Origin of the sequence: Janthinobacterium sp. TND4EL3 (assembly GCF_900156175.1) — a bacterium.
Classification (GTDB): Bacteria; Pseudomonadota; Gammaproteobacteria; order Burkholderiales; family Burkholderiaceae_D; genus Janthinobacterium.
This window is the reverse complement of sequence record NZ_FTMV01000021.1, coordinates 1-26,820: the sequence shown is the minus strand read 5'-3', so window position 1 is coordinate 26,820 and position 26,820 is coordinate 1. Positions and strand designations below refer to the sequence as shown.

The 26,820-nt window shown below is 66.2% G+C and carries 25 protein-coding genes; 13 read left to right on the top strand and 12 right to left on the bottom strand.

The features are described from left to right. Positions 1-26: 26 nt before the first annotated feature. From sppA to BXA07_RS25175, 4 genes are all read right to left on the bottom strand, one after another. Positions 27-1,901 (bottom strand): signal peptide peptidase SppA, encoded by a 1,875-nt coding sequence (sppA, locus tag BXA07_RS25190; protein ID WP_076571995.1) that lies wholly within the window; start codon positions 1,899-1,901, stop codon positions 27-29. Between the two features lie 63 nt (positions 1,902-1,964). Further along, positions 1,965-3,443: a sodium:solute symporter gene (locus BXA07_RS25185; RefSeq protein ID WP_076571994.1), complete on the bottom strand. Its 1,479-nt coding sequence runs from the start codon at positions 3,441-3,443 to the stop codon at positions 1,965-1,967. 68 nt (positions 3,444-3,511) lie between these two features. Continuing rightward, positions 3,512-4,729: a YeeE/YedE family protein gene (locus tag BXA07_RS25180; RefSeq protein WP_076571992.1), complete on the bottom strand. Its 1,218-nt coding sequence runs from the start codon at positions 4,727-4,729 to the stop codon at positions 3,512-3,514. A 75-nt stretch (positions 4,730-4,804) separates the two neighbouring features. Further along, on the bottom strand, positions 4,805-6,016 hold the full coding sequence (locus BXA07_RS25175) for an MFS transporter (protein WP_076571990.1): 1,212 nt from the start codon (positions 6,014-6,016) through the stop codon (positions 4,805-4,807). 144 nt (positions 6,017-6,160) lie between these two features. Here BXA07_RS25175 and BXA07_RS25170 point away from each other — a divergent pair, with 144 nt between their 5' ends. Next, on the top strand, positions 6,161-6,397 hold the full coding sequence (locus BXA07_RS25170; RefSeq protein WP_076571988.1) for a DUF3820 family protein: 237 nt from the start codon (positions 6,161-6,163) through the stop codon (positions 6,395-6,397). 8 nt (positions 6,398-6,405) lie between these two features. Here BXA07_RS25170 and BXA07_RS25165 read toward each other — a convergent pair whose 3' ends face one another. Continuing rightward, positions 6,406-6,789: a glutaredoxin gene (locus BXA07_RS25165; RefSeq protein WP_076571986.1), complete on the bottom strand. Its 384-nt coding sequence runs from the start codon at positions 6,787-6,789 to the stop codon at positions 6,406-6,408. Positions 6,790-6,939: 150 nt separating this feature from the next. Between BXA07_RS25165 and BXA07_RS25160 the strand changes: the two genes are divergently transcribed. Further along, positions 6,940-7,464: a hypothetical protein gene (locus BXA07_RS25160; RefSeq protein ID WP_139335745.1), complete on the top strand. Its 525-nt coding sequence runs from the start codon at positions 6,940-6,942 to the stop codon at positions 7,462-7,464. Between the two features lie 13 nt (positions 7,465-7,477). Here BXA07_RS25160 and BXA07_RS25155 read toward each other — a convergent pair whose 3' ends face one another. Together BXA07_RS25155 and BXA07_RS25150 are read right to left on the bottom strand one after the other, a co-directional pair. Continuing rightward, positions 7,478-8,281, bottom strand: a complete 804-nt coding sequence (locus BXA07_RS25155; RefSeq protein ID WP_244556402.1) for an APH(3') family aminoglycoside O-phosphotransferase — start codon at positions 8,279-8,281, stop codon at positions 7,478-7,480. Between the two features lie 22 nt (positions 8,282-8,303). Next, positions 8,304-8,792: an Lrp/AsnC family transcriptional regulator gene (locus BXA07_RS25150; protein WP_076572092.1), complete on the bottom strand. Its 489-nt coding sequence runs from the start codon at positions 8,790-8,792 to the stop codon at positions 8,304-8,306. Between the two features lie 77 nt (positions 8,793-8,869). Here BXA07_RS25150 and BXA07_RS25145 point away from each other — a divergent pair, with 77 nt between their 5' ends. After that, positions 8,870-9,763: an EamA family transporter gene (locus BXA07_RS25145; RefSeq protein WP_076571982.1), complete on the top strand. Its 894-nt coding sequence runs from the start codon at positions 8,870-8,872 to the stop codon at positions 9,761-9,763. Here the strand turns inward: BXA07_RS25145 and BXA07_RS25140 are convergent. Together BXA07_RS25140 and BXA07_RS25135 are read right to left on the bottom strand one after the other, a co-directional pair. Next, complete coding sequence (locus BXA07_RS25140; protein WP_076571980.1) at positions 9,744-11,045, bottom strand: ATP-binding protein; 1,302 nt, start codon at positions 11,043-11,045, stop codon at positions 9,744-9,746. The two genes, BXA07_RS25145 and BXA07_RS25140, sit on opposite strands and share 20 nt — an antisense overlap. Beyond that, on the bottom strand, positions 11,042-11,719 hold the full coding sequence (locus BXA07_RS25135) for a response regulator (RefSeq protein ID WP_076571978.1): 678 nt from the start codon (positions 11,717-11,719) through the stop codon (positions 11,042-11,044). The genes BXA07_RS25140 and BXA07_RS25135 overlap by 4 nt, the downstream gene beginning before the upstream one ends. A 203-nt stretch (positions 11,720-11,922) precedes the next feature. Between BXA07_RS25135 and BXA07_RS25130 the strand changes: the two genes are divergently transcribed. Genes BXA07_RS25130 through BXA07_RS25120 form a run of 3 tightly spaced genes read left to right on the top strand, consistent with a single transcriptional unit; the run spans position 11,923 to position 13,974 of the window. After that, positions 11,923-12,501 (top strand): porin family protein, encoded by a 579-nt coding sequence (locus BXA07_RS25130; RefSeq protein WP_076571977.1) that lies wholly within the window; start codon positions 11,923-11,925, stop codon positions 12,499-12,501. Between the two features lie 8 nt (positions 12,502-12,509). After that, a complete protein-coding gene (locus BXA07_RS25125; protein ID WP_244556401.1) occupies positions 12,510-13,289 on the top strand; it encodes a MipA/OmpV family protein in 780 nt (259 codons plus the stop codon). 4 nt (positions 13,290-13,293) lie between these two features. Next, the gene (locus tag BXA07_RS25120) at positions 13,294-13,974 is read left to right on the top strand and encodes a hypothetical protein (protein WP_076571975.1); all 681 of its coding nucleotides are present in this window, start codon (positions 13,294-13,296) and stop codon (positions 13,972-13,974) included. 12 nt (positions 13,975-13,986) lie between these two features. Here the strand turns inward: BXA07_RS25120 and BXA07_RS25115 are convergent, their stop codons facing one another. Further along, positions 13,987-15,210, bottom strand: coding sequence for an MFS transporter (locus tag BXA07_RS25115; RefSeq protein WP_076571974.1), 1,224 nt, complete (start codon positions 15,208-15,210; stop codon positions 13,987-13,989). A 97-nt stretch (positions 15,211-15,307) separates the two neighbouring features. Between BXA07_RS25115 and BXA07_RS25110 the strand changes: the two genes are divergently transcribed. Continuing rightward, on the top strand, positions 15,308-16,222 hold the full coding sequence (locus BXA07_RS25110) for a LysR family transcriptional regulator (RefSeq protein ID WP_076571972.1): 915 nt from the start codon (positions 15,308-15,310) through the stop codon (positions 16,220-16,222). Here the strand turns inward: BXA07_RS25110 and BXA07_RS25105 are convergent. Together BXA07_RS25105 and BXA07_RS25100 are read right to left on the bottom strand one after the other, a co-directional pair. Beyond that, entirely contained in the window at positions 16,219-18,378 is a 2,160-nt protein-coding gene (locus BXA07_RS25105) for a putative bifunctional diguanylate cyclase/phosphodiesterase (RefSeq protein WP_076571970.1), read from the bottom strand. The two genes, BXA07_RS25110 and BXA07_RS25105, sit on opposite strands and share 4 nt — an antisense overlap. A 189-nt stretch (positions 18,379-18,567) precedes the next feature. Next, a complete protein-coding gene (locus BXA07_RS25100; protein WP_076571969.1) occupies positions 18,568-19,491 on the bottom strand; it encodes a LysR substrate-binding domain-containing protein in 924 nt (307 codons plus the stop codon). Between the two features lie 167 nt (positions 19,492-19,658). Here BXA07_RS25100 and BXA07_RS25095 point away from each other — a divergent pair, with 167 nt between their 5' ends. From BXA07_RS25095 to BXA07_RS25070, 6 genes are all read left to right on the top strand, one after another. Then, positions 19,659-20,360, top strand: a complete 702-nt coding sequence (locus tag BXA07_RS25095) for a pirin family protein (protein ID WP_076571967.1) — start codon at positions 19,659-19,661, stop codon at positions 20,358-20,360. 200 nt (positions 20,361-20,560) lie between these two features. Further along, a complete protein-coding gene (locus BXA07_RS25090; RefSeq protein ID WP_076571965.1) occupies positions 20,561-22,804 on the top strand; it encodes a PhoX family protein in 2,244 nt (747 codons plus the stop codon). Positions 22,805-23,026: 222 nt separating this feature from the next. Next, complete coding sequence (ribA, locus tag BXA07_RS25085; RefSeq protein WP_076571963.1) at positions 23,027-23,680, top strand: GTP cyclohydrolase II; 654 nt, start codon at positions 23,027-23,029, stop codon at positions 23,678-23,680. Positions 23,681-23,745: 65 nt separating this feature from the next. Next, entirely contained in the window at positions 23,746-25,161 is a 1,416-nt protein-coding gene (locus BXA07_RS25080) for a S1 family peptidase (RefSeq protein ID WP_076571961.1), read from the top strand. Beyond that, positions 25,158-26,135 (top strand): FHA domain-containing protein, encoded by a 978-nt coding sequence (locus BXA07_RS25075; RefSeq protein WP_076571959.1) that lies wholly within the window; start codon positions 25,158-25,160, stop codon positions 26,133-26,135. Before BXA07_RS25080 ends, BXA07_RS25075 begins: the two co-directional genes overlap by 4 nt. A 113-nt stretch (positions 26,136-26,248) precedes the next feature. Then, positions 26,249-26,820: IS1595 family transposase (locus tag BXA07_RS25070; RefSeq protein WP_139335744.1), on the top strand; the 572-nt coding region annotated here is incomplete at its 3' end.

The window sequence follows — 26,820 nt, the reverse complement described above, 5'->3', positions numbered from 1 at the left end:
GCTTGCGTATGCTGTTGATGCGGGTGTTACTTGCCGCCCAGAGGCACTTCGCACAGGCAGTGCGTGAGTGCCATGAACGGCTTGTGTTCGCGCGTGATGCCCGACAGCCAGCTCAAGTCCTGCGCCATGCCCAGCGCCGCATCGGCCGGCAAGCCGGTCGTGGCCAGGCCCAGCTTCACGTGCTTGCCCAGACCCAGCGAGGCCATGGCCTTCGAGCCGAACATGCCCAGCAAACGGTCCACGTTCGACGTTTCCTGCTCCAGGTAGGTCACGCGGAAGTCGGCGCCCAGCTTGGCGCGCCTGGCGGCCGAGGCCAGCGCGTCGCCATAGCTGCCGATGCGGTCGACCAGGTTGCGCTCCTTGGCCTGCAAGCCCGTCCAGACGCGGCCCTGCGCCACGGCGTCGATCTTTTCCGGCGTCGTCTTGCGCGCCTTGGCCGCCAGGCCGATGAAGTCGCCATACACGTGGTTGATCGAGCCCTGGATCACTTGCGCGAAGCGGGGATCGAGCGGGCGCAGCGGGTTGCCCGCATCGGCCAGCCAGGTGGTGGGCGAACCGGCCGTGTGGATGCCCAGCTTTTCCACCACCTTGTCGGCCGTCGGCAGCAGCGCGAACACGCCGATGGAGCCGGTGATGGTGGCCGCGTCGGCGATCACCTCATCGGACGAAGTGCTGATCCAGTAGCCGCCCGAAGCGGCCACGTTGCCCATCGAGACGACCACGGGCTTGCCTGCGGCGCGCGTCAGTTCCAGTTCGCGGCGGATCAGTTCCGAGCCGAAGGCGCTGCCGCCCGGAGAATCGACGCGCAGCACGACGGCCTTGATCGAGCTGTCTTCGCGCGCCTGGCGGATCAGGCGCGAGGTGGACAGGCCGCCGATGGCGCCCGGCGCCTCGATGCCGTCGCTGATTTCGCCCGAGGCGATGACCACGCCGACGGCGTCGCCGATATGCACGGGGCGCAGGCGGGCCAGGTAATCGGTGTAGCTGACCTGGCGGAAGTTCGTCCCTTCCATGTTCTTCGCGCCGCGCGCCATCATGAACTGGCGCAGCTCATCGCGCGTCTTCAGGCCGTCGACCAGTTTTCCATTGAGCGACAGCTTGGCAATGTCGCCGCCGGCAGCCGTCATCAGCGCGGGAAGGTTGTCTATCGTTTGCATGATGGCGCCGGCCGGCAGCTTGCGCGCCTTTTCCACGTCGCCCGTGTAGGTGGCCCACAGGCCGCTGTTCAGGAAGCGGTCCGCCTCGGCCGCCGCCTCGGACGGGCCGTTGGCGATGAAAGGCTCGGCCGCGCTCTTGAAGGTGCCCACTTTCAGCAGGTTGACCGTCACGCCCACCTTGTCGAGCGCATCGCGGTAGTAGTTGCGGTAGCGGCCGAAGCCTTCGAGCATGACGCCGCCCATCGGGTGCAGGAAGACCTCGTCGGCCTTGGCCGCCACCAGGTACTGGCGCTGGTTGTAGCTGGAACCCCAGGCCGTCACCTTCTTGCCCGTGGCGCGGAAGCGCTCGACGCCGGCCGCCACTTCGCGCAGCGAGGCCAGGCCGCCGCCCTGCAATTCATCGAGCATGATGACCATGGAGCCGATGTTCTTGTCCTTGGAGGCCGTGTCGAGCACCGCCAGCACGTCGCGCAGCTGCACGCTTTTCTTGGTTTCGCCGCTGACATTGGCCAGCACCGCTTCGCGCACGCCGCCCGGCGTTTCCTCGACCAGCGGGCCTTGCAGGTTCAGCACCAGCGTGGTCTTTTCCTGCAGGGGCTTGACGCCGCCGCCGAAGATGGCGATCAGGATGGCGATGACGATCAGCAGGAAAAGCAGATTGAAGACGGCGCGGCGCGTGGCGTCCAGCGTGCGCCAGAAGACGCCAAAACCGCGGCGCAGCGGCGGGAACGGGTTGAGTGACATGAATGCTCCGTGAGGTTATATACCTAAAGGAAACCAATATAACTGAAAACGGTGCGAATCGTCTTATTTTGACAACTGTGCCGCGCCCGTGCCGCCCTGCCGTGGCGGCGTGGAAATAAGGAACAGCCCGGCCAGCACGAGGGCGCCATTCAGGATCAGCAATTCCAGGCCGATGCGGTAGTGTTCGAACAGCCGCGCCTGCTCCTGCTCGACCAGCGCGCACAGCAGCGGCCCCGCCACGGCCACCAGCGGCACCCAGCGGTCGCGCACGTCCCGCCGGCTCAGCAGACCGAAGGCAAACAGGCCCAGCAGCGGGCCATAGGTATAGCTGGCCAGCTTCAGGATCACGCCTATCATGCTGGGGTCGTCAAGCCATTTGAAGACCATGATCAAGATCAGGAACAGTGCGGAAAAGCCCAGGTGGACACGGCGGCGCCAGCGCATCTGCGCCGCCGCGCTCAGATCCGCGCGCCGCTGCAGGCCCAGGATGTCGATGCAGAAGGTGGACGTGAGCGCCGTCAATGCCCCGTCCACGCTGGGAAACAGGGCGGAAACGAGGGCGATGAAAAAGATCAGCTGCACCACGGCAGGAAAGTGCCCCAGCACGACGGCGGGGAACAGTTTATCCCCAGTCGCCGTCACGCCGGCCAGCGGCGCGTACAGGTGCAGCAGGCCGCCCAGGAACAGGAACAGCAGCAGCACGCCCGTCAGCACCACGGTCAGGCTCAGCATGTTCTTTTGCGAGTCGCGCAAGGTCCGCACGGAAATGTTCTTTTGCATCATTTCCTGGTCCATGCCCGTCATGGCGATCGTGATGAACATGCCGGCAAGAACATGCTTCCACACGTAGGCGGGGCTGTCCGGGTCGACGGTGAAGATGCGCGTGAGGCCTTGCGCGCGCATGCGCTCCAGGCTGTCGATCACGGACAGGTCCATCGCGCGCAGCAAGAACACGCTGCAGATGACGAGGCCGGCCAGCATGCACGCCGTTTGCAGGGTATCGGTCCAGACGATGGTCTTCACGCCGCCTTCATAGGTGTAGAGCAGGATCAGCAGCAGCACGACGCACGACGTCAGCCAGAACGGCACGCCCAGGCTGTCGAGGATGGTGGCTTGCAGGATATTGACCACCAGATACAGCCGCGCCGTGGCGCCCAGCAGGCGCGAGACGATGAAAAACGCCGCCCCGCTCTGGTAGGAGCGGCGGCCCAGGCGCAGTTCCAGGTAGCGGTAAATGGAAGTGAGCTGCAGCCGGTAGTACAGCGGCAGCAAGATGAACGTGATGGCCAGGTAGCCGAGCACATAGCCGAGCATCAGCTGGATGTAGCCGAAACCGTTGCTGCCCACGGCGCCCGGCACGCTGATGAAGGTCACGCCCGTCAAGGTCGTCCCGACCATGCCGAAGGCCACCAGCATCCAGTTGCTGTCCTTGTTGCCGATGAAAAAACTGTCATTGGTCGCATGGCGCGAGGTGCGCCATGCCACGCCCAGCAGGATCAAAAAATACGCGAGGACGACGGCAAACAGGGTGACTGGGGACATGGGCGATACGCTGGCGGCAAGGTGAACAGGGGCAGAAATATACAGCAAAGCCCCTGTTGACGCCGGCCTCAGCAGCCAGTCGGTTTGACTTTTTCCACTTCCAGGCCGAACCACGGACGCAAGCGCGTGCCGATGACGTTGCCCAGGAAAGCGCAGACCAGCCACAGCCAGCCGTGCAAACTGCCCGAGATGATACCGCTGAAATAGGCGCCGATGTTGCAGCCGTAGGCCAGGCGCGCGCCGTAGCCGAGCAGCAAGCCGCCGACGACGGCGGCGATGACCGAGCGGCGCGGGATCCGCCACACGGGCGCGTAGCGGCCTGCCAGGGCCGCCGCCAGCATGGCGCCCAGCACGATGCCGATATCCATCACGGAAGTCTTGTCCTGCGTCAAAGGCGCGGCCAGCGCGGCCGCGTTGGCCTTGGTCGACCAGTAAGCCCAGCTGGCCGTGTCGATGCCGACCGCGGACGCGGCCTTGGCGCCCCACAGGGCGAACGCGGACGTCACGCCCCACGGCTTGCCCGACAGCGCCAGGGTGATGAAATTGAGCACGACGAGCGCGACGGCGCCCGCCACCAGCGGCCACGGGCCGTGCAGCCAGGGCGACGCCTGCGACGGGCGCAGGGGCGTGGCGACGAGCTTGCCATGGCGGCGCTTTTCCACCAGCACCGTGATGCCGGCGATCAGCGCGAAGACAAGCCAGTTCAGCGCCAGCGCGGGCGCCAGGCCCAGGCTTGTGACGAGGGAAATGGGTTTCAATTGGGGCAATGCCGTCCAGAACGGCATATGCGCCGTGCCGATCACGGAGCCGACGATGAAGGCGGCCAGGGTGATAAGCATGCGCGTGCTGCCCCCGCCCACCGTGTACAGCGTGCCGGAGGCGCAGCCGCCGCCCAGCTGCATGCCGATGCCGAAGATGAAGGCGCCGAAGATGACGGAAGTGCCGGCGGGAGACACCAGGCCAGCGACGGGCGTGCCGAACAGGGTACCGGCCGACAATGCCGGGAAAAACAGCGCCACGCCCACGGCCAGCATCAGCATTTGCGCGCGCAAGCCGTCGCCACGGCCATCGGCGATGAAGACGCGCCAGGCCGATGTAAAGCCGAAGGCCGCGTGATACAGGGTGATGCCGAGCAAGGCGCCCACCACGTACAGCGCGGCCTGCTTGATGCCGACGCTCTGCGCCAGATACCAGGCGCCCAGCACGATGAGCAACAGGGCGACGCCCAGCGGTTTCGGATTGATGGCGGCGCGCAGGCGCAGCGGTGACATTGCGGTATCGGACATGGGGAGTATGGGCGAGAGAAAGGTAAGCGCCATTGTAAACCTTGCTCTCGTCCATGCCAGCAACTTGCCTGTAGATTAATGCCCCACCGCATGCATCGATTTTTCGCCGCCGCTGCGCACGGCGATGGGATGCAAGCGGTCCATCCGGCCGCTCAGGGCCGTCAAGCCAAACGCCCCCAGCACGACGAGCGCGCCGATCCAGCCCGTGTGCACGAGGCCCAGCCGCTCCACGATCAGGCCGCCGCCCCAGGCACCGCCGGCGATGCCAAGATTGAACGCGGCGATATTCAGGCCGGAAGCGACGTCCACGGCGCGGGGCGTGAAGTGCTCCGCTTGCTGCACGACATACACTTGCAAGCCAGCAACATTACCGAAGGCCACGGCGCCCCACAGCAGCACGGTGATGACGACGAGCACCGGGTGCGGCGCCGTGAAGGTCAGCAGCAGCAAAACAAACGCCAGCAGCAAGAAGATCAGTTTCAGGGCGCGCACTGGCCCCTTCTTGTCGGCCAGCTTGCCGCCCCAGATATTGCCGAAGGCCACGGACACGCCATACACGAGCATCACCGCGCCCACGGCGCCGGCGCTGAAACCCGACACTTGCTGCAAAATCGGTGCCAGATAAGTAAAAGCGATGAAGGAGCCGCCATAGCCGACGGCCGTCATGGCGTACACCAGCAGCAGCCGCGGCTGGCCCAGCACCTGCACCTGCTGCAGCAGCGAGGCGGGCTTGCCGTGCTTGATGGTCGACGGTACGTACAGCAGGCTGCCGATGAACGCCACCAGGCCCAGCGCCGAGACGGCGAGGAAGGTTTCGCGCCAGCCAAAGTGCTGGCCGATGAAGGTGCCCAGCGGCACGCCCGTCACCAGGGCGACGGTCAAGCCCGTAAACATGATGGCAATCGCGCTGGCCGCCTTGTCCTTGGGCACCAATGACGTGGCGATGGTCGAGCCGATCGAGAAGAACACGCCATGCGCCAGCCCCGTCAGGATGCGGGCGACAACGAGGGTTGCATAGCCGGGTGATTTCCAGGCGAGCAAATTGCCCAGGGTGAACAAGACCATCAGCGACAGCAGCAGGCTCTTGCGCGGCATCTTGCCCGTCAGGGCAGTCAGGACAGGCGCGCCGACGGCGACGCCCAGCGCATACAGGCTGACGAGCAGGCCGGCCGACGGCAGGTTGACGCCCAGGTCGGCGGCGATGGTGGGCAGCAGCCCCACGATGACAAACTCGGTGGTTCCGATGGCAAATGCGCTGAGGGTCAGCGCGAGCAAGGCTATGGGCATGGCAAACTCCGATCAATGAGGTTGGCATGCAGTATCGGGGTTTTCTTTATTCCGAAAAATACCTGATCGGGCAGAAGATAATTGCGCTCGAATCAACAATGTAATGGTCTGCTACACTGGCCGCATCAACACGGGGTCACCACCATGAATTCAGAAAAACTGGCGCTGCTGGTCACGCGCGAAATGCCATACGGGAAATATCAGGGACGCTTGCTGGCCGACTTGCCGGGACACTACCTGGGCTGGTTCGCGCGCGAGGGCTTTCCCTTGGGCGAACTGGGCAGTTTAATCGCGCTGATGTATGAGCTCGACCACAACGATTTACGCAGCTTGCTCGACCCCTTGCGCACGCGCAAGTCACCGTGGCGGCCGGGCGAGTAAGGAACAGGTCAGAACTGGCGCACCTTCTTCGCCAGCATGGCACTGAACTCGCCATTTTCCACGAGTTTTTGCAGCTCGCTGGCGCCACCGATGAGCACGCCATTGACGAAAATCATGGGAAACGTGGGCCAGCCCGTCCACATTTTCAGGGCATTGCGCCGGTGCCACTGGTTCAGATAGCTGCCGTATTGCAGGTACTGATAAGGCGTACCCAGCACGTCGAGGATCTTGCGCGCCTTGCGCGGAAACGGATTGAGCGCCATGCCAACGACGACGACCTGGTGCGCGGCGATGGCGGCCTGCACCTCGCGCACGATGTCCGTATGCTTGCTGCCGATCAAGGGCCGGGCGGCGGGATGGATCTGGGCTTCGTCAAGGATGGCGCGGGTCATGATAGTCCTGGGGTCAATGGCACGGGGCGTGCGGATCACGCATTGTGCCACGCATTTGTGCCGCGCACTTGTGCCACCCGCCATGGCTGGCGTGGGCTACACTGCGCCTCTTCTCCCCTTTACCTGAAATATATGCAAGCAATCACGTCCATGTCTGCATGCCGCCACCGCCGACTGCTCGGCGCCCTTCTGCTCGCCGCCAGCTGCGCCAGCGCCAACGCCGCCGCCGATCCCGCGCTTGAAAGCGATCTGATCCAGGCGCTGCACGTGAAGAAGGGCACGACGCAGCGAGTGGGCACCTCGGGCAAGGCCATTGCCGCCTACGTGCGCGAAGGCTACGTCGGCAAGCGCCCCGACCAGCGCTTCGACTACACCGATTACTACCTGCTGAAGAAGCCGGCCAGCTTCATGGGGCATGCACTGGTGCTGATCGAGGAAGAATACATCACGCAATACATAGGCTGCTGCGTCAGCCCCGGCGCGGGCGTCACGGTCAGGGTGCAGGGCAGCACGCAGAATCTGCAGGCGTTCGCCCGCGCCCAGCGCTGCACCTTGAACGACCCCGTCGATATCGGCCATGCACTGAAAGATGTTGCCATCAAGAATAGGCTGCCCAAGGGCCATTACGCATCCTTGAGCTGCCGCGAACGCGATGCGGAGCGCGAAGAGCCGTGACGGCCGGCGGCGCTCAAAACAGCTCGTCGAGCAGCAAATGCCATTGCAGCTTGCCTTGATCGATATCAAGGAGCCCATATTGCTCAGCAAACCTTTGCGGTAGCGCGGCGTCCAACTCACCGAGAGCACGCCAGACGATGGCCAGGTCCTGGTAGCGGTCGGCAATACCGGCCCGGCCCGCGTCGAGGCAGCCGACGACGGCGCCGTCCTGCATCAGGATATTTTCCAGCGAGAAGTCGCCATGCGTGACGACGAGGTCGGGCGTGAGCGGCTGGCAATCCTGCAGCGCCGCCCACACCTGCTGCGCCGTCCAGCCTTGCCGCTCGGCATCGAAATCGTCGGCGTCAACGAGGCCCGCATCAATGCGCCGGCGCGCCTGGGCCAGCCGCACGGCAGGGCCGGCGTCGAACGGACAGGCGGCCACCGGCAGCGCATGCAGGCGGCGCAGGAAGGTCGCCAGCCCGTGGGCCACGGCGGGGCCAAGCGCGGGATTCGCGTCCAGCAACGCGGACGCCGTCTTGCCCTGCAGCGCCGCCATCAGCAGCCATGCCTGGTCCGGCGCGGCCACGCGGGCGAACTGGACCACCGCCGGCACGGGCAGCTGGGGCGCCAGCCAGCGCAGGCGCGCCGCTTCATCGGCAAGGTCGGCGGCGGCAGGCCCCCTGCCGTGCTTCAGGTACAGGTCCGGCGCACCGTTCCTGCCCTGCAGGCGGTAGACGGCGGCATCCGACGCGCCGATGCTGTCGCGCGCCCATCGATAGCCGGCCACGGCGGCGCGCAGGCTGGCGGGCATGGCCGCCGTCACGGAGGTTGGCATGCTGTCGGAGGGTCTCATCGCTCTAGCCCAGCGGCACGTGCAAGCCCATCTTGAGGCAGGTCAATGCCACGGACGTGCGGTAGCGCCGGATATTGTCGTCGCCGCCAAACAGGCGCTCCGTCAGCGCTTCGTACTCGGCCATGCTGCTGGCCGTGATGACCAGCAAATAATCGGCCTCGCCGGTAATCCCATAGCATTGCTGGATGGCAGGCTCGGCCATGATGCGCGCGCGCATGCCGGCCGTGCGCAGCGGGTGCTCGTCGTGCAGATGCACTTCCACCGTCAGGGTCAAGGGACGGCCCAGGCGGCTCGCGTCAAGCACGGCCACCTCGCTGCGGATGACGCCGCTCTCGCGCAGGCGGCGGATGCGCCGCTGCACGGCCGGCGCCGACAAATGCACGGCCTGGGCGATTTCGCGCTGCGAGGTCGTGTTATCGCGCTGCAAGATATCGAGGATGGCCAGGTCGAAGGCGTCGAGGACGGCGGGAGGAGTGAGCGAAAGTTGCGTCATGATGGCCAAAATGGAGTGCAAATACCGGAGCAGACACAATAAACTTTCGCTATTCCGATATCAAGCCTTTTATCACCATGCCATTACGCCGCTATGCATCCCTGATTCCCCTGCTGGCCATCCTCGGCTCCGTCACCTGCCTGGGACTGGGCACCTCGTGGGCCAAGCACAGCCTGTTCCCGCTCGTGGGCGCGCAAGGCACGACGGCCGTGCGCGTGGGCTTTTCCGCCCTCTTGCTGCTGCTGTTCTGGCGCCCGTGGCGCTGGCAGCTGAGCCGCGCCGACCTGCGCACGGTGGCCCTGTACGGCGCGGCGCTGGGCTTGACCAACCTGTGCTTCTACATGGCCCTGCGCACGATCCCCTTCGGCATCGCCGTGGCCATCGAATTTTCCGGCCCGCTGGCCGTGGCCCTGCTGGCCTCGCGCCGTCCGCTCGACTTCGTCTGGGTGGCGCTGGCCGTGGCGGGACTGGCGCTGCTGCTGCCGCTGGGCCACGACGTCAGCAATCTCGACCCCACGGGCGTGCTGTTCGCCCTGGGCGCGGCCGTCTGCTGGGCCTCGTACATCGTCTTCGGCAAGCGCGCCAGCCATTTGCACGCGGGCCATTCCGTCGCCCTGGGCCTGACCATGGCCGCGCTGGTGGTGGTGCCCGTGGGCGTGGCGCACAGCGGCGCCGCCCTGCTCTCGCCCGTCGTGCTGGGCGTGGGATTAGGGGTCGCGCTCATTTCCAGCGCCATCCCGATCTCGCTGGAAATGGTGGCCCTGAAACGGCTGACGCCGCAAGCCTTCGGCATCATGAGCAGCATGGAACCGGCCGTGGCCGCCATGCTGGCGTACATTTTGCTGGACGAACGCCTGGGCGCCGGGCAGTGGCTGGCGATTGCCATGATCATGGCCGCCTCCATGGGCAGTTCCTACATGGCGCAGCGCCAGAAGCGCGATGCGCCGGCGCTCATGGCCGAATGCAGATAGTGAAGCGGGCGCCGCCCAGCGGCGAATCGTCGATGGCGATGGCGCCGCCGTGCAGCGCGACGGCCCTGGCGGCGATGGCCAGTCCCAGGCCGTGGCCCGCGGCCGCATGGTCCTGCTCGCGCTCCAGGCGGTAGAACGGGGCGAACACCCGTTCGCGCTGCCCGGCGGGAATGCCGGGACCGTCATCGTCGATGACGATGCGCAGCACCTCGCCGTCGCGCACGGCCGACAGCGCCACGCGCGCGACAGCATATTTGGCCGCATTGCCCAGCAGGTTGCCGACGGCGCGCGCCAGCAGGCGGGGGTCGCCGCGCAGCTCGCCCAGGTCGGCGGCGATGCAGGCTTCCACCTGGCGCGGCAAGGCAGCCGCCAGGCAGGCGTGCAGCAGGGGCGCCAGCGCGAAGGACTGGCGCGGCAGCGCCTGCGCATGATCGAGCTGCATCAGGCCCAGCAGCTCATTGACGAGGGTTTTCAATTCCTCCACGTCGGCGCCCATGGCGTCGACGCGCCGCTGCAGGTCGGGCTGGCCTTCCGCATGCCGCGCGGCCAGCAGTTCCAGGCCGAATTCCAGCCGCGCGATCGGCGTGCGCAGCTCGTGCGAGACCGACAGCAGCAAATGCTTGCGCGCCTCCAGCAGGGAGCCGATGCGCCCGGCCATGTCGTTGATGCGGCCCGCCAGCGGCGCGATGCTGGAGCCGGGCCGGACCCGCGCCCGCGCGGCCAGGTCGCCCTGTCCGAAATCGTCGGCCATGCGCGACAGCGCCGCCAGGCTGCGCCCGTGCGCGCGCGTCCACCAGCCCAGGGGCAGCAGCAGGCACAGGGCGATGACGGCGAAGCGGATCGCTTCCATGCGCAGCGCCTGGCCCACGTCGATGGGCAGCTTCTGCGCGTGGAGCACGTCGTCGTCGCTGCCGGCATAGCGCGCGCCCGTGACGTCGACGCGGCGGTAAAAGCCCTTGCCGCCCACGTCCATCACGACGGCGCCCTGCAGCAGCGGCGCGCGCTGCGTCGCCGGCAGCGCCGCCAGCACGGCGGCGAGCGGCTGCAGCTCCAGCGTGACGTCCGACACTTCGCGCACCTTGTTCAGGCGCGGCAGCCATTCGTCGGCGGGCGCCTGGTCGATGTACTGCTCCAGCAGGAAGATCTGGCCGGCCGCCTGGTCGCGCGCGATATGTTCGAGCGGGTCGCCGAACAGGCCGCTGAAGGTGAAGTAAATGACGCCGCTGCCCAGCGCGATGGCCAGCAGCACCAGCAGCGCGAACCGCCAGAACAGGCGGTTCATTCCCAGGCCGAGGGCGTGAGCAGGTAGCCTTCGCCCCACACCGTCTTGATGCGCTCGGCGGCGGTATCGTCGAACTTGCGGCGCAGGCGCGAGATGCAGTTGTCGATGCTGCGGTCGAGGCCATCGAATTCGATGCCGCGCATCTTGACGAGGATGTCATTGCGCGACATGACCTTGCCCGCGGCGTCGGCCAGGATGGCGAACAACTTGAATTCGGCGCTGTTCATGGCGATTGCCTGCCCGCGCCAGTGCACGGCGCGGTTCTCGCGCGACACGCGCAGCTGGCCGATGACGATATCGCTGCCGGCCGCCGCGCTGCCGCGCCGCTGCAGCGCGCGCAAACGGGCCAGCAGCACGCGCGGCTGGATCGGCTTGTTCACGTAGTCGTCGGCGCCCTGCTCCAGGCCCGAGACTTCGTCGAAGGTGTCTTCGCGCGCCGTCAGTATCAGGATGGGCACGGCGCTGAGCTGGCGCAGCTGGCGGCACACCACCAGGCCGTCGACGCCGGGCAGGGTCAGGTCGAGTATCACCAGCTCGGGCCGGGTATCGCGAAAGCGCGCCAGGGCCTGGTCGCCGCGCGTGACGACGTCCACCGCATAGTCATATTGCTCCAGGTATTCCTTGACCAGCGCGGCCAGCCGCGCATCGTCTTCCACCAGCATGACACCTTGCATCGCTCCTCCGCGCCGCCATTTTTGTGGCGTATTGTAGTGGAGCGCGGCGCGCCTGTGGCAAATTCGACAATCCGGTACACATTGCTACACTTTCTATACAAATGCGGCCTACAAATTGAGGACAATTCAAGGACAAACACGGGCGGATTCCGGGACGATGTTTGCCTAAGATTCATGGCTCCTACCTCAACCGGAATCCGAACATGAAAAAATTTGCATGCAGCACCCTGCTCGCCGTCGCCGCCACCTCGCTCGTCCACGCCGAAGGCCTGTACGTGGGCGCCAACGTCAGCCCGTCCAGCGACGGCAAGATCCAGTATGCGGCCGGCGGCGCGACGAGCCAGCGCGACGCCAGCGGCAAGGCGCTGCCTTTCGGCGTCTTCGCCGGCCATGCACTGACGCCGGCCTGGGCGCTGGAGGGCGGCTACCGCGCCAGCGGCGGCGCGACCAGCTTCGACCTCGACCCCGGCTACCGGCTCAGGGTGCGCGCCAGCGCCGCCTACCTGGCGGCGCGCGGCACTTGGCGCCTGGACGAGGACTGGTCGCTGTTCGCCAAGGCCGGCATGGCGCGCAGCCGCGTCAAATTCTCCATCGACGGCAAGAATGCGCCGCCCGGTGAATCGGCCGGCAAGACGGGCCTGTACGCGAGCGTGGGAGCGGCTTACCAGATCAACAAGGACGTGGCGCTGCAGCTCGAATGGGAGCACGCCCCGACAGTCAGATACGAAGGACTCGACAGCACGATGAACCGCCTCGCGCTCGGTGTCCGTTTCGGTTTTTAAAGGATGGCATGCACAAGTTCGCTCCCCGTTTTTCTCCCCGTTTTTCTGGCCGGCTGTTGCTGCCGGCGCTGCTGCTGGCCGGCGGCGCCGGCGCGCAGATGATGCCCGACGGGAGCCGGGACATGTACGTGGGCGCGGCCGTCACGGGCAGCTCCGCGACGGATGACGGCGCGCCGCGCGCCGCCGTCCTGCGACCGCTGCTGCAGGTACAGTGGAGCAACGGCGTGTTCGTCTCGGCCAGCGGCGTGGCGGGCATGCACCTGTCGGCCACGCCGGGCGTGGAATACGGCCCGCTGCTGGCCGCCAGCAACGCGCGCGATCCGGAAGATGGCTGGCGCCTGCGCGGCACGCGGCGCATCAAGGGCACGCCCGACGTGGGCGGCTTCTATGGCTATTACCTGGGCGAGCAGACGCGCGTCACGTCGAACCTGGCGTACGACACGAGCGCGCACGGCTGGCGCGCCCAGCTTGCCGTGCAAAAGACCCTGCCGTCGCTGGCGGCCCATCATGCGGTGACGCTGTCGGCCGGCGTGTCGCTGGCCAGCGGCGCCGTGATGGAGGAGCGCTACGCCGTCAGCGCTGCTGCCGGCGGCGCGCGCGACTACCGCCCGGCCGGCGGCGTCACCGCCATCGAGGCGGGCGTCAACTGGAACTGGGCCCTGAGCAGCAAGTGGCTGCTCAACAGCGCCGTCACGGGCACGCGGCTGGGCAGCGGGCCGGCCGGCAGTCCCGTCATCGGGCGGCGCAACGTCATCACCTGGTCCAGCGGCCTGGGCTACCGGTTTTAGCGCCATGCGCAAGCCCCTGCTACTCGCCCTGGCACTGCTGCCCCTGTTCGCCGGCGCACAGGAAGGCGGCGACTGGACCGCGTATCGCGACGCCTACCGCCACATGATCTGGTTCGAGAAGTACGGCAAGCCCAAGCAATTGCTGCAGCAGCATCTGCGCCTGCGCGCGCGCGACGCCGGCGTGTCCACGGACGGCTTGCGCCTGAGCTTGCACGGCAAGGACGCGCAGCTGGCGCTGCCGCTCGATGCGCTGGGCCGCGCCGTTTTCCCGTTTTCCAAGGCCGCCTATGACGACAACGCGGAGCTGACCTGGAACCGCAAGCCGGGGCAGATCGCCTGGGGAGCGTGGGTCTCCATCGTCACGCGGCCCGACGGCGTGTATGCGGCGGCCGACCTGCGCGCCGCCTGCGAACAGTTCCTCGCCTATACGCGCTACGCCGGCAGCGCTGGCGGCAAGCGCTGCGCCGGCGTGCAGTTTGCGTATGCGAGGACGGATGCGGCGCAGGTGCGCTACCAGGGCGGCGATGGCGCGGCGACACCGCTGGCGGCGCAGGACGGTCCAGCCTTTCCCGGCGACGCCGCCAGCGGCTTTCGCGTCTACGCCTTCCGTTTCCATGCGCATCCGGACGGGGGCCAGGTCCTCACCGGCGGCACGCCGCTGGCGATCGCCGCCCTGCTGGAATAAGGCAGGCCGCGCTCAATGCGCGGCCGCCCCCGCCACGTGGGCGGCCAGCTTGCGGCGCGCCAGCCAGGCCAGCGGCAGCAGGGCCAGCAGCGCTGCGGCCACGCCGGCCCACGGCGACGACGCCATCAGCTGGCGCGAGACCATCAGCGCACCGAGCATGGAGCCGAAGGAAATGCCGAGGTTGAACGCGGAAATATTCAAGCCCGAGGCGAAATCGACGGCTTGCGGCGTGTAGCGCTCGGCCGTGGCCAGCATGCCCGCCTGCAGGGCGGGCGACAGGCCGAAGGCGAACACGCCCCAGACGAACAGCATCACCGTCATCAGCCACTGGGACGTGACGGCCAGCGCCACGCCCACTTGCGTCACGGCCAGCAACAGCAGCATCGATCGCAGGGCTTTTTGCCAGCCCAGGTGGCTGGTCAGGTAGCCGCCCGCCAGGTTGCCGGCAAAGGTGGCGATGCCGAACACGATCAGCAAGGCGCTGGCCATGGCGGCGGAAAAACCCGTCACATCCGTCAGGATGGGCGTAATGAACGTGAAGGCGGCAAAGCTGCTGCCGAAGCCGAACGTGGTGACGGCCATCATCGTCAGGATGGGGCCGCTGCCGAGGGCCGCCAGCTGCGTCATGGCCTTGCCGCCCTGGCCTTGCGATAAACCGGCCGGCAGCCAGCGCGCCATCGCGGCCAGGCCCAGCGCGGCCAGCACCACGACGGCAAAGAAGGGCAGGCGCCAGCCCATCAGGTTGCCAAGAAAACTGCCGAACGGAACGCCGATCACCATGGCCAGCGTCAGGCCCGCAAACATCACGGAAATCGCCCTGCCCGCCTGCGCCTTGTCCACCAGGCTGGCGGCCACGGTGGCGCCGATGGCAAAGAAGGTGCCGTGCGCCACGGCCGTGATGACCCGCCCCGCCAGCAACAATTCGAATGTGTGGGAAAACGCGGCCAGCAGGTTACCGGCCAGGAAAACGCTCATCAGCCCCAGCAGGGCCGCCTTGCGCGGCAGGCGCGACATCAGCAGCACCAGCAGCGGCGTGCCGACGGCCAGCGCCAGCGCGTACAGGCTCACCAGCGAGCCGGCCGATTCGATGGAAATGTGCAAATCCTTCGCAATCGCGGGCAGGATGCCGACGACGATGAATTCGGTGACGCCGATGGCGAAGGCGCCGACGGCCAGCGCCAGCACGCCGGGCGGCATGCTGCTGGCTGGGGGGGAAACACGGTGTGCGGTGGTCATGATGGCTCCAGCAATGATTCAAGCCGGCCAGTGTATCGGGAGAACTACTTTTGATATAGACTCCCATAATGGAAACACCTGTGAAATGGATTCAATAATGGCCAGGCAAGACATCAACCGCGCCTTCGAGATGAGCGTCTTCGTGGCCGTGGTGGAAACGGGCGCCTTTTCCGCCGCCGCGCGCCGCCTGGCCCTGACGCCATCGGCCGTCAGCAAGCTCGTCAATCGGCTGGAAGCGCGGCTCGGCGCGCGGCTGCTGCAGCGCAGCACGCGCCAGCTGCACACGACGCCCGAGGGCGACGCCTTTTTTGTCCAGTGCAAGCGCATCCTCGACGATATCGACGGCGCCGAGCGCGAAGCATCGCAGGGCGCGGCGCCGCGCGGGCGCCTGCGCATCAACTGTTTCGTGCCCTTCGGCGTGCACCAGCTGCTGCCCATCCTGCCCGAGTTCGCCCGTCGCTATCCCGACATCGTGCTCGACGTCGTCGTCAGCGACGCTGTCGTCGACCTGCTGGAAGACCGCACCGACATCGCCATCCGCACGGGCCAGTTGAAGGCATCGAACCTGGTGGCGCGCAAACTGGGCGAAGACGCGATGGTCGTCGTCGCCGCGCCCGCCTACGTGGCGCGCCACGGCCTGCCGCGCACGCCGCAGGAATTATCCGAACATAATTTATTGGCCTTCAACTTCCGCTGCCAGAACGAAACCTGGCCCTTCCGCGACGGGAGCGGAGGAACGTTGCACGTGGCGCCGCAGGGCAATACCTGCGTCAGCGATGGCGAAAGCATGCGCCAGCTGGCGCTGGCGGGCATGGGACTGGGACGCTTTTCGCGCCAGCACGTGCAGCGCGACATTGCGCAAGGTCAATTGGTGGAGGTGCTGCAGGACCACAATCCGGGCGACAAGGAAGTCGTGCACGCCGTCTTCGTGGGACCGGGCCTGCAGGTGCCGGCCCGCGTGCGCGTGATGCTCGATTACCTGCTGGAAAAGGTCAAGCTGGGCCAGCCTTAGACGACGGCCTCGCCCAGACGCAGCTGGCGGCCCTCGCCCAGCATCAGTTCGAACTCGGCCGCCGGCACGGCCGGGCTGAACAGATAGCCTTGCAGCTGGTCGCAGCCCAGTTCGCGCAGGAAACGCATCTGTTCTGCCGTTTCCACGCCTTCGGCGACGATTTCCTGGCGCAGCTGCTGCGCCATGGTGACGATGGCGCGGGCGATGGCGCAGTCGTTTTCCTCGAAGGGCAAGCCGACGACGAAGGAGCGGTCGATTTTCAATGTGCTGATGGGAAACTTCTTCAGGTAGGCAAGGCTGGAATAGCCGGTGCCGAAGTCGTCCAGCGCCAGCGCCAGGCCCATGGCCACCAGCTGGTTCATGATGTCGATGACCTTGTCGGCACCCCGCATCAGCAGGCTTTCCGTGATTTCCAGCATGATCTGCTCGGGCCGCACGCCGTAGCGTTCGAGCACGGCCGCTATGCGCGCCGGCAACTGCTCGTCGAACTGGCGCGCCGACAGGTTGACGGCGATGGCCGGCATGTGCAGGCCCCGGTCTTCCCAGCTGCGGATCTGGCGGCACGCCTCGTCCAGCACCCAGGTGCCCAGTTCCAGGATCAGACTGGTTTCCTCGGCGACGGGGATGAAGACGCCGGGCGAGACCATGCCGCGCATCGGATGCTTCCAGCGCAGCAAGGCTTCCGCGCCCACGATGCGGCCGCTGGCCAGGCTCACTTTCGGCTGGTAATGCAATTCCAGCTCCTTGTCGCCCAGGGCCAATCGCATTTCGCTTTCCAGGCGCAAATGTTCCTTGGCCCGCCGGTTCATGTCCTCGCGGTAGAACAGGAAGGTCGATTCGATGGTCTGGCCCGCCTTGGCCACGGCCACGTCGGCAAAGCGGAACAGGGCCGGCGCTTCCAGGCCGTCTTCCGGATACACGGTGATGCCGATGCTGGCGCCCACGTGCAGCGCGTGCGCGTCGATATTGATCGGTGCTTCGAGCAGGTTGAGCAGTTTTTGCGCCACGTTGGCCGCGTGTTCGCGCTTTTCGATGTGCAGCAGGGCCACGACGAACTTGTTGTTGTCGACCCGCGCCAGGATGTCGGCGTCGCGCAGGGCGCCGCGGAACAGCTGGCCGATGGCGATCACCAGCTGGTCGCCCACTTCATGGCCCAGGGTGTCGCTGATGGAACCGATGCGGCTGATGTCGATGACCATCAGCGCGCCATGCGTGCCTTGCCGCTTCGCTTCGGCCAGGCCCTGGTCGACCAGCTGGTTCAGCAGGCAGCGGTTCGGCAAGCCCGTCAGGCTGTCGTAGTTGGCCATGCGCTGCATGCGCGCCTCGGCATCCTTGTGCACGGAGATATCGGAAAACAGGGAAAACACATGGCTGATCTCGCCGTACTCGTCGCGCACGACGCTGATGGTGACGTCTTGCGGGAACAGTTCGCCATTCTTGCGCTTGCCGATGATCTCGCCGCGCCAGGAGCCGTGGCCGCGCATGGCGGCGCGCACCTTGGCGCGGAAATCGGGGTCGTGCACGCCCGAGCGCAGCAAGTCCGGCGTGCGGCCGATGGCTTCGGCCGGCGAATAGCCGGTGATGCGGGAAAACGAACTGTTGATCGACACGATGCGCTCTTCCGCATCCGTGATCAGCACGCCCTGCTCGCTGTCTTCGATGATGCGCGCATGCAACTTTACCTTGTCCACGTCGGACAGCGGTTCGCTCAGCGCAGACAGGCGCACGGCCATGCCGCACGCCTTGCCGGCCTGGTCGTGGATCACGTGGCGGTGCATGCGCAGCCATGTCACCATGCCCGACTTCTTGCGCCGGCGCACATCGGTGGCCACGTCGCCCTGCACGAAATGGAGCTCCAGCACGCTCGCTTCGGCATCGTCTTCCGGGTACAGGAACAGGATGTGCTGGCCCAGCGCCTCGATTTCGGAATAGCCGAACATCTGTTCGGCGCCATGGTTCCAGCCGATCAAAAAGCCGTCGGGATCGATTTCCAGCAGGGCGTCGGCCGGCGCCACGCGCACCACGGGCCGGCTGACGCCGCGCAGCCGCTCCAGCTCGTCCTGCAGGCGCGCCAGGGTGGCGGCCTGCTGCGGCCCCGCCTGTTCGCGGGCCTCCTGGGCCAGGCGCAGGCATAGCGCCACTTTCGCCTCAAGCACGGCAACCCCGCGCAGGAAACGGGGGCAGGAAGAATATCGGGAGCGCTGCGGTCTGTGTAATCATCAAAATCCCACCAGGGGGCATGGAGGTCGGGCCAGAAATGCGATGGAAATACTGTGAATATGGTAACCTGAAAATGTTGGCCTATGTCAACATTTTAAGGCCTACGCCGAATGGCGGGCGCTGCGTCAGGCACGCCCCGGCAGGTGCAGCGCCAGCCGCGCGAACACGTCGGGATCGCGCATGCGCGCCAGCCACCAGCGCAGCGCGGCGCCATCCTCGCCCACGCGCCACGCCAGGTAGAACGTTTCCGATGGTTTCGGCTCTTCCACGGCCTTTTCCACCAGCAGGCCGCGCGCGATGGCGGCGCGCGCGCAAGGCCCCGGCAGGAAGCCGAAACCCAGGCCCAGCACCTGGTAGTCGAACTTGACCTGCATGTTCGGCACCGTCAGCGCATCCTGCCCCAGCAGCAGCCCCACCGTGCGCGGCGCCAGCTGGCGCGCCGAATCGGCCACCACCACGGCGCGGTATTGCTGCAGGTCGCCGCGCGACAGCGGGCCGGGCAGCAGCGCCAGCGGGTGCGTGGGCGCCACGGTGAAGACAAAGTCCAGCATGCCGATCGGCTGTGCAATATAGCCGCCGCCGGCAGGCCCGTCGCCGGGCGCGCCGACCAGCAAGTCGACCCTGCGGTCCAGCAGCGCTTCCCACGTGCCCGACAGGGTGTCCTGCCCCAGGCGCAGCCGCGTCTGCTGCGCCACCTCATAGAAGGCGCGCACGTCGCCGGCCAGGGCCACGGCGGAAAACATGGAGTCGATGCCGATGGCCAGTTCCGTTTCCCAGCCCGACGCCACCCTGCGCACGCGGTGTTCGAGGTCCTGCGCCGCCTTCAGCAGGTAGCGCCCTTCCTTCAGCAATTCCTGCCCCGCCGCCGTCAGCACGACTTTCGGGCCGTTGCGCTGGAAGACCTGCACGCCCAGGTCGTCTTCCAGCTTGGCCACCGTATAGGAAATGGTGGACGGCACTTTATGCAGCTCCTTGCCGGCCGACGAGAACGATCCGCGGCGGTCGATGGCGTCGACGATTTGCAGGGCTTCCAGGCTTAGTCTTAACATTCGATTTTTTCGATGATAGTACGGTAGATTTTCCGTTTTTCTTTCCCGGCTTGGCGGCCTATACTTTCTCCATCGTACAGCGAGGGGCAGAAAAGACGCCAAGGCAGATGCCAAGCAACGGTCCTTCGAAATTATCGCACATTAATTTTACAGAAACGGAGCACACCATGTTACAGATTCGTCACAGCGAAGAACGCGGCGCCGCCAACCACGGCTGGCTCAATTCCCACCACAGCTTTTCCTTCGGCAGCTATCACGATGCCAATCACATGGGTTTTGGCCCCTTGCTGGTGATCAATGAAGACCGCGTCACGCCCGGCCAGGGCTTCGGCACGCACGGCCACCGCGACATGGAAATCATTTCGTATGTGCTCGACGGCGCGCTCGAGCACAAGGACAGCATGGGCACCGGTTCCGTGCTGCACTACGGCGATGTGCAGCGCATGAGCGCCGGCAGCGGCGTGCGCCACAGCGAGTTCAACCACTCGAACACGGAGGGCTTGCACTTCCTGCAGATCTGGATACAGCCGAACGTGACGGGCATCGCCCCCAGCTATGAAGAGAAACATTTCTCACCAGAAAGCAAACGGGGCAAGCTGCGCCTGATCGCCTCGTCCGACGGCCGCCACGGTTCCGTGCTGATCCACCAGGACGCGGCCCTCTACGCCAGCATCCTGCAGGAAGGCGAACAGGCCGAGCATGCACTCGACGAGGGCCGCCTTGCCTATGTGCACCTGATCCGCGGCAGCCTGGTGGTGAACGGCACGCCGCTGAAGGCGGGCGATGCGCTGAAACTGACGCAGGAAGCGGCCGTGATCATTACCCAGCCGGAAGACGCGGAATTTCTGCTGTTCGATCTGCCTCGTTGATGGCAGCTGCCCCTCTTCGGCGCGGTTTTCGCCAGGCCAGTTAAGGCCAAGGCGGCCTGACCGGACGGACCCGTCACGCACGGGGCCCGTCCGGCCGGCCGCCTGTCACCGTTTGGTCATGGAACTGACATGCGGCCGTCACATACGCTCACTATCATGCGCTTGCCTTTAAATCACGCAACCACAGGACATCGCAGCCCATGAACAAGCCCAACGATCTGGCCATCCGCGCCACCGATCCGAACGACATCGACAGCAACGCGTCCCACGACAACCATTTCAACAGCATCCTGAACGCCCGCCTGAGCCGCCGCAACTGGCTGCGCGGCAGCGCCGTCACGGCCGCCACCGCCGTCATGGGGTCGATGGGCCTGTCCGCCTGTGGCGGCGACAGCGATGCGGCGGCCGTCACGCCGACGCCGACGCCGACGCCTGAAAAACTGCTGGCCTTCACGGCCGTGCCGAAAAGCCTGGCCGATGTCGTGTCCGTGCCGGCCGGCTACACGGCCACCGCCCTGTATGCGCTGGGCGACTCGCTGCGCGCGGCCACGCCCGCCTACAAGAACGACGGCAGCGATACGGATTTCGACAACCGCGCCGGCGACCACCACGACGGCATGGAATACTACGGCCTGTCCGCCGCCGGCGCGCCGCTGGCGTCCGGCGCCGAACGGGGCTTGCTGGCGATGAACCACGAAGCGACCACGGACGAAAAACTGTCCTCGCACTTCCTGCACGTCAATGGCGGCACCACCACGCTGCCGCGCCCCGCCGCCGAAGTCGACAAGGAAGTGGCCGTCCACGGCCTGAGCGTGGTGGAAGTCAAGAAGACGGGCAGCGCCTGGGCCACCGTCAACGATTCCGCCTTCAACCGCCGCGTCACGCCGCTGACGGACGTCGAGCTTGCCGGCCCCGTGCGCGGCAACGCCCTCGTGGTGACCAAGTACTCGCCGACCGGCACCAAGACGCGCGGCACCATCAACAACTGCGGCACGGGCAAGTCGCCCTGGGGCAGCTACCTGTCCGGCGAAGAAAACTGGGCCGGCTACTTCACGCGCTCGGCCGCCGACAACGCGGCGCGCGGCGACAAGTCCGTGGTGTCGCTGAACCGCTATGGCCGCAGCCAGGGCGCCGCCTCGCGCCACGGCTGGGAAACGGGCGGCAGCGACGACAAGTACGCGCGCTGGAACCTGAGCAAGATCGGCGCATCGGCCGACGGCAGCGACGACTACCGCAATGAACTCAACGGCATGGGCTACATCGTCGAGATGGACCCGTACGACAAGACCCGCGCCATCCGCAAGCGCACGGCGCTGGGCCGCTACGCGCACGAAAGCGCCGCCTTCAGCGTGCCGACCGTGGGCCAGCAGCTGGCCGTCTACATGGGCGACGATTCGCGCAATGAATACATCTACAAATTCGTCACGACGGCCGTCTGGGCCGCGGCGGACGCCAACCCGGCAGACCGCATCGCCACCGGCGACAAATACCTCGATTCGGGCAAGCTGTACGTGGCCAAGCTGGCCGCCGACGGCACGGGCCAGTGGATCGAGCTGTCCCTGTCGAACGCGCTGATCCAGGCCTACGGTGCCTACAAGTTCGCCGACCTGGCCGACGTGCTGGTCAATGCCCGCCTGGCGGCCGACGCCGTGGGCGCAACGAAGATGGACCGCCCGGAATGGTGCTCGGTCAACCCGGCCAATGGCGAGATCTATTACACGCTGACCAACAACTCGAACCGCACCGTCAATCCGAGCGGTTCGTCGCAGCTGGCGCCCGACAGCGCCAACCCGCGCGCCTACACGGACATGAAGGGCAGCAGCGCGCAGAACGGCAATCCGAACGGCCATATCATCCGCTTCAAGGAAGGCACGGGCGCGGCGGCGGCCACCAGCTTTACGTGGGATGTCTACCTGTTTGGCGCAGAGAGCGGCGCCGACGCCAGCAAGATCAACCTGTCGAACCTGACGGCCGACCAGGACTTCTCCAGCCCGGACGGCCTGGCCTTCAGCCCCTACACGGGCATCTGCTGGATCCAGACGGACGATGGCGCGTACACGGACGTGACCAACTGCATGATGCTCGCGGCCATCCCCGGCAAGGTGGGCGACGGCGCCAAGTCCACCCTGAACTACGCGACGGCGGCCGGCGGCAACCTGGCCGTCGACACCTTCATCGGCAAGAAACCCACGGCCGACACGCTCAAGCGCTTCCTGGTGGGGCCGGTCGGCTCGGAAATCACGGGCATCAGCGAAACGCCCGACGGCAAGACCATGTTCATCAATATCCAGCATCCGGGCGAAAACACCGCGCTGGCCAATATCGGCGATCCGTCCAAGTACACGAGCCAATGGCCGGCCAACGCCGGCTATGGCGCCGGCAAGCGCCCCCGCTCGGCCACCATCGTGATCACCAAGAACGACGGCGGCCGCATCGGCAGCTGATGATCCCGTGCCTGGCGGCGGCATCCGCCAGGCAAAGCCAGCCATCCACCTTGTAAATGGAGGAAGTGCCCCTAAGTAAGGTTCATCACCAGACATTGCAACGACCGAAAGGCAGCCGGGGAAAAACGTTTCCCTGCTTTTTGGTATGATGGCAAGGCGCGCCGGCACCGGAGTGGTGTCGCGCGCCTTTTATTTTTGATAATTACTTATATGAGCACAACCATGCAAAGCGGCGCAGACCTCCTGGCGACAGGCGAATTGGATTACACGACTTCCTGCGCACTGCCGACGCCGTGGGCCCAGTTCACCCTGCATGCCTTTGTCGAGCACGCCACGGGCAAGGAACACCTGGCCATGGTGCTGGGCGACGTCGGCAACGGCGAACCGGTGCTTGCGCGCGTGCATTCCGAGTGCCTGACGGGCGACGTGCTGTTTTCCCAGCGCTGCGATTGCGGCGCCCAGCTCGAAGGCGCGCTGAAACGCATTGCCGAGGAAGGCCGCGGCGTGCTGCTGTATTTGCGCCAGGAAGGACGCGGCATCGGCCTGATCAACAAGATCCGCGCCTACCGCCTGCAGGAAGCGGGCGCCGACACGGTGCAGGCGAACGAGCAGCTGGGCTTCAAGGCCGATGCGCGCAACTACGCCTTGTGCAAGCCCATGTTTGCGCAGTTCGGCATCGACAGCCTGCGTTTGATGACGAACAACCCGCGCAAGATCGCCGCCATGGAAGCGCTGGGCATCACGGTGGCCGAGCGGGTGCCGCTGCTGGTCAACCGCAACGCCTTCAACCAGCATTACCTCAATACCAAGCAAAGCAAGCTCGGTCACATGATGACGCCGGTGACGGCGCCGGCGCTCGAAGACGGCGCCCTGTAATTGCCGCACTGGCGCGCAGGCGGCGCCATCGTGCACAGGTGCTCCCGCTCACGCATAAAGGATGCATGAAATTATCTAACTTCGCCCTCCTGCTGGCCGGCCTGTGCGGCACCGCTGGCGCGCAGGCGGCGCCGGTCGCCACGCCTGCCACCTCCGCCGCTGCGGCCTCCGCCGCATCGGTTCCTCCCGTCAAGCCGCCGCCGGCCACCGCCGCGCCGGCCGCCACCGAACACGCGGCCCTGCCGCCGCCCTCGTCGGCCGCGCAAAAGCTGTACACGGCCGCGCGCGCCGACATCCTGCAAGTGCGCGTGCTGCTGAAGAACGGCCGCACGCAGTCGTCCGTGGGGTCCGGCTTTTTGATCGGCACGGGCGACCTGGTAGTGAGCAACTATCACGTCGTGTCGCAATTCGCGCTCGACCCCGATACCTATGTGGGCGAATGGGTCGACACCAGCGGCCAGCGCGGCAACGTGGAATTGCTGGCCGTCGATGTGCTGCACGACCTGGCCGTGCTGCGCGTAAACCGCCATGGCACGGGCTTTTTCAAGATGCCCGAGCAGCTGGCGCCGCTGACGCAGGGCCAGTACCTGTATTCGATGGGCAATCCGCTGGACCTGGGCTTCGCCATTTCGGAAGGGTCGTACAACGGCGTCGTCACGCGCAGTTTCTACGACCAGCTGATGTTTACGGGGCCGATCAATTCCGGCATGAGCGGCGGCCCCAGCGTCACGGCGAATGGCGACGTCGCGGGCATCAATGTCTCGAAACGCCTCGACGGGGAACTCGTCAGTTTCCTCGTGCCGGCCCGCTATGCCCAGCAATTGCTGGCCAAGGTGGCGCAGCAAGGCAAGCCGCCGAAGGACTTCAAGCCGCTGGTGACGGCGCAGCTGCTGGCGCACCAGGAAGTGATGCTGGCGCGCCTGCTCGGCACGCCCCTGAGCCTGAAAGCCATGGGACCGTACCGCGTGCCCGTGCGCGAATCGGACCAGATGCGCTGCTGGGGCCGCTCCAACGTGAAGGCCGACAAGCCCTATACGATAGACAATACCAGCTGCGCCATGGAATCGGCCATCTTCATTTCCGGCGCCCTGCAGACGGGGCAGGTGTCGATGCGCCACGAATTCTTGCGCAGCAGCGAACTGGGGCCGCTGCGCTTTTCCGAACTGGCCAGCGCCTCGTTCAAGAATGAAAATTTCGGCAACTACAAGAGCGCGCACCTGACGGGCCCCCATTGCACTGAACAGTTCGTCAAGAATGCCACCCTGCCCCTGCGCGCCGTCCTGTGCGTGCGCGCCTACCGCAAATTTTCCGGCCTGTATGATTTCGCCCTGCTGGCCGCCAGCACCGATGAGCCACTAATGAGCTTGCAAAGCCGCATCGACGCGCGCGGCGTGTCCTACGCCAACGGCATGCGCGTCACCCGCACCTTCCTCGAAGCGCTGTCGCGCGCCCCTTCCGCCAGCGGCGCGCGCAAGCCATGAAAGCGCCCTACTACATCGAAATCCTCGCCGCGAATGGCGACGTGGAACGGCGCCAGCGGATCGATGCCTTGCCGATCCGCATAGGCCGCGGCTACGACAATGACTTCATCCTCGACGATGCGCACACGGCGCCCGCCCACGCCATCGTCGAGGATGATGGCACAGGCGGCCTGCTGCTGCGCGACCTGGGCAGCCAGAATGGCGTGATCCACCTCGGCCAGCGCCAGGCGCAGGTAGCCCTGGGCGGCAACAGCATCGTGCGCCTGGGCCACACGCGACTGCGCGTGCGCGCCAGCGACCATCCGGTGGCGCCCGAACTGAGCGACACGACCATGCACAACTGGGAAGGCTTGCGCCCCGCCATGACCGGCCTGGCCATGATCGGTGCCTCGGCCGCCTTCAGCAACTGGCTCGGCGATGCGGAAGCCTTCGATCCGATTTCGTACCTGATGGTCATCGCCTCCGCGCTGGGCGCCGGCCTCGTGTGGGCCGCCATCTGGGCCGTGGCGAACCGCCTGTTCGGCCATACGGCGCGCTTCGGCCGCCACCTGTTCATCATCGGCTGCGGCTTGCTGGCCATGGAAGCGTGGGAACTGGGCAGCAATGTGGCCGCGTATGCGTTCTCGCTGGAAGTGCTGACGCGCTACGGACGCCATATGTTCATCGTCATTGTATGCGCCATGATCTACTACCATTTGTGCACGATCAAACCACAGCATCCGCGCCGCTTCGGGCTCGTCAGCGTGGTGCTGGCCATCATCGGCTCGACCTTGATACTGCTGAGCAATTTGCAGATCAGCGGCCGCCTGGCGGACGAACTGTACATGTCCGCGATCTACCCGCCTGCCCTGCGCCTGAGCCCCGATCACGCAACGGACGCCTTCTTCCGCGATGCGGCCGCCCTGCAGCGCGGCGCCGATGCCGAGCGCGGCAAGTCCTCCAGGGGCGAGGCGGACGACGACGGCGACGAATAAGCGAGGCCGCCCCCGCATGTAAAAGGCTCTGTCCCCGACAAATAGGGGAACCCAGGGAATCTTCCCCAGCCCCGGCTGTCTGACTGTACATATCGGACAAACGGGAGCCTGCCATGCAGCCAGCCGAATGGAAAACCTTCATCGCCCAGTTCGCCGCACTGAGCCGTCGCCAGCGTCTGGCCAGCGCCACCCTGCTGCGCGGGGCAGGATCGCAGAACGCCGCCGTGGCACTGGTCGAAAGCGTGGCCCGGCAGCGGCTACACTGTCCCGCCTGCAACAGCAGCCATGCGCACCGGCACGGCCATGCGCACGGACTGCAGCGCTACCGCTGCGTGCCGTGCGGGCGCACCTTCAATGCGCTCACCGGCACGCCGCTGGCGCGCTTGCGCCATAAATCGCTGTGGCTAGCCTACGCCGATTGCCTGCTGGCATCGGCTTCCGTGCGCCAGGCAGCAAGCCAGCTGGGCGTGCACCGCAACACCGCCTTCCGCTGGCGCCACCGGTTTTTGACGCTCGCCAGGACGGACCGGCCGCTGTGCCTGCACGGCATCGCCGAGGCCGACGAGCTGTATCTGCTGGAATCGGAAAAGGGATCCAGGCATCTGACGCGTCCGGCACGCCGCCGGGGCGGCCACGCCCGCCAGCGCGGCATTTCCAGTGAACAGGTCTGCATCGTGGTGGCGCG

Bases quoted from the DNA above. Each gene is read 5' to 3' on its own strand.
- BXA07_RS25115 (WP_076571974.1), bottom strand. From the start codon at position 15,210: ATGACCACCGCACACCGTGTTTCCCCCCCAGCCAGCAGCATGCCGCCC.
- BXA07_RS25165 (WP_076571986.1), bottom strand. From the start codon at position 6,789: ATGACCCGCGCCATCCTTGACGAAGCCCAGATCCATCCCGCCGCCCGG.
- BXA07_RS25080 (WP_076571961.1), top strand. From the start codon at position 23,746: ATGAAATTATCTAACTTCGCCCTCCTGCTGGCCGGCCTGTGCGGCACC.
- BXA07_RS25120 (WP_076571975.1), top strand. From the start codon at position 13,294: ATGCGCAAGCCCCTGCTACTCGCCCTGGCACTGCTGCCCCTGTTCGCC.
- BXA07_RS25130 (WP_076571977.1), top strand. From the start codon at position 11,923: ATGAAAAAATTTGCATGCAGCACCCTGCTCGCCGTCGCCGCCACCTCG.
- BXA07_RS25125 (WP_244556401.1), top strand. From the start codon at position 12,510: ATGCACAAGTTCGCTCCCCGTTTTTCTCCCCGTTTTTCTGGCCGGCTG.
- BXA07_RS25140 (WP_076571980.1), bottom strand. From the start codon at position 11,045: ATGAACCGCCTGTTCTGGCGGTTCGCGCTGCTGGTGCTGCTGGCCATC.
- BXA07_RS25100 (WP_076571969.1), bottom strand. From the start codon at position 19,491: ATGTTAAGACTAAGCCTGGAAGCCCTGCAAATCGTCGACGCCATCGAC.
- BXA07_RS25075 (WP_076571959.1), top strand. From the start codon at position 25,158: ATGAAAGCGCCCTACTACATCGAAATCCTCGCCGCGAATGGCGACGTG.
- BXA07_RS25090 (WP_076571965.1), top strand. From the start codon at position 20,561: ATGAACAAGCCCAACGATCTGGCCATCCGCGCCACCGATCCGAACGAC.
- BXA07_RS25095 (WP_076571967.1), top strand. From the start codon at position 19,659: ATGTTACAGATTCGTCACAGCGAAGAACGCGGCGCCGCCAACCACGGC.
- ribA (WP_076571963.1), top strand. From the start codon at position 23,027: ATGCAAAGCGGCGCAGACCTCCTGGCGACAGGCGAATTGGATTACACG.
- BXA07_RS25175 (WP_076571990.1), bottom strand. From the start codon at position 6,016: ATGCCCATAGCCTTGCTCGCGCTGACCCTCAGCGCATTTGCCATCGGA.
- BXA07_RS25145 (WP_076571982.1), top strand. From the start codon at position 8,870: ATGCCATTACGCCGCTATGCATCCCTGATTCCCCTGCTGGCCATCCTC.
- BXA07_RS25170 (WP_076571988.1), top strand. From the start codon at position 6,161: ATGAATTCAGAAAAACTGGCGCTGCTGGTCACGCGCGAAATGCCATAC.
- BXA07_RS25150 (WP_076572092.1), bottom strand. From the start codon at position 8,792: ATGACGCAACTTTCGCTCACTCCTCCCGCCGTCCTCGACGCCTTCGAC.
- sppA (WP_076571995.1), bottom strand. From the start codon at position 1,901: ATGTCACTCAACCCGTTCCCGCCGCTGCGCCGCGGTTTTGGCGTCTTC.
- BXA07_RS25185 (WP_076571994.1), bottom strand. From the start codon at position 3,443: ATGTCCCCAGTCACCCTGTTTGCCGTCGTCCTCGCGTATTTTTTGATC.
- BXA07_RS25110 (WP_076571972.1), top strand. From the start codon at position 15,308: ATGGCCAGGCAAGACATCAACCGCGCCTTCGAGATGAGCGTCTTCGTG.
- BXA07_RS25180 (WP_076571992.1), bottom strand. From the start codon at position 4,729: ATGTCCGATACCGCAATGTCACCGCTGCGCCTGCGCGCCGCCATCAAT.
- BXA07_RS25135 (WP_076571978.1), bottom strand. From the start codon at position 11,719: ATGCAAGGTGTCATGCTGGTGGAAGACGATGCGCGGCTGGCCGCGCTG.
- BXA07_RS25160 (WP_139335745.1), top strand. From the start codon at position 6,940: ATGTCTGCATGCCGCCACCGCCGACTGCTCGGCGCCCTTCTGCTCGCC.
- BXA07_RS25155 (WP_244556402.1), bottom strand. From the start codon at position 8,281: ATGCCAACCTCCGTGACGGCGGCCATGCCCGCCAGCCTGCGCGCCGCC.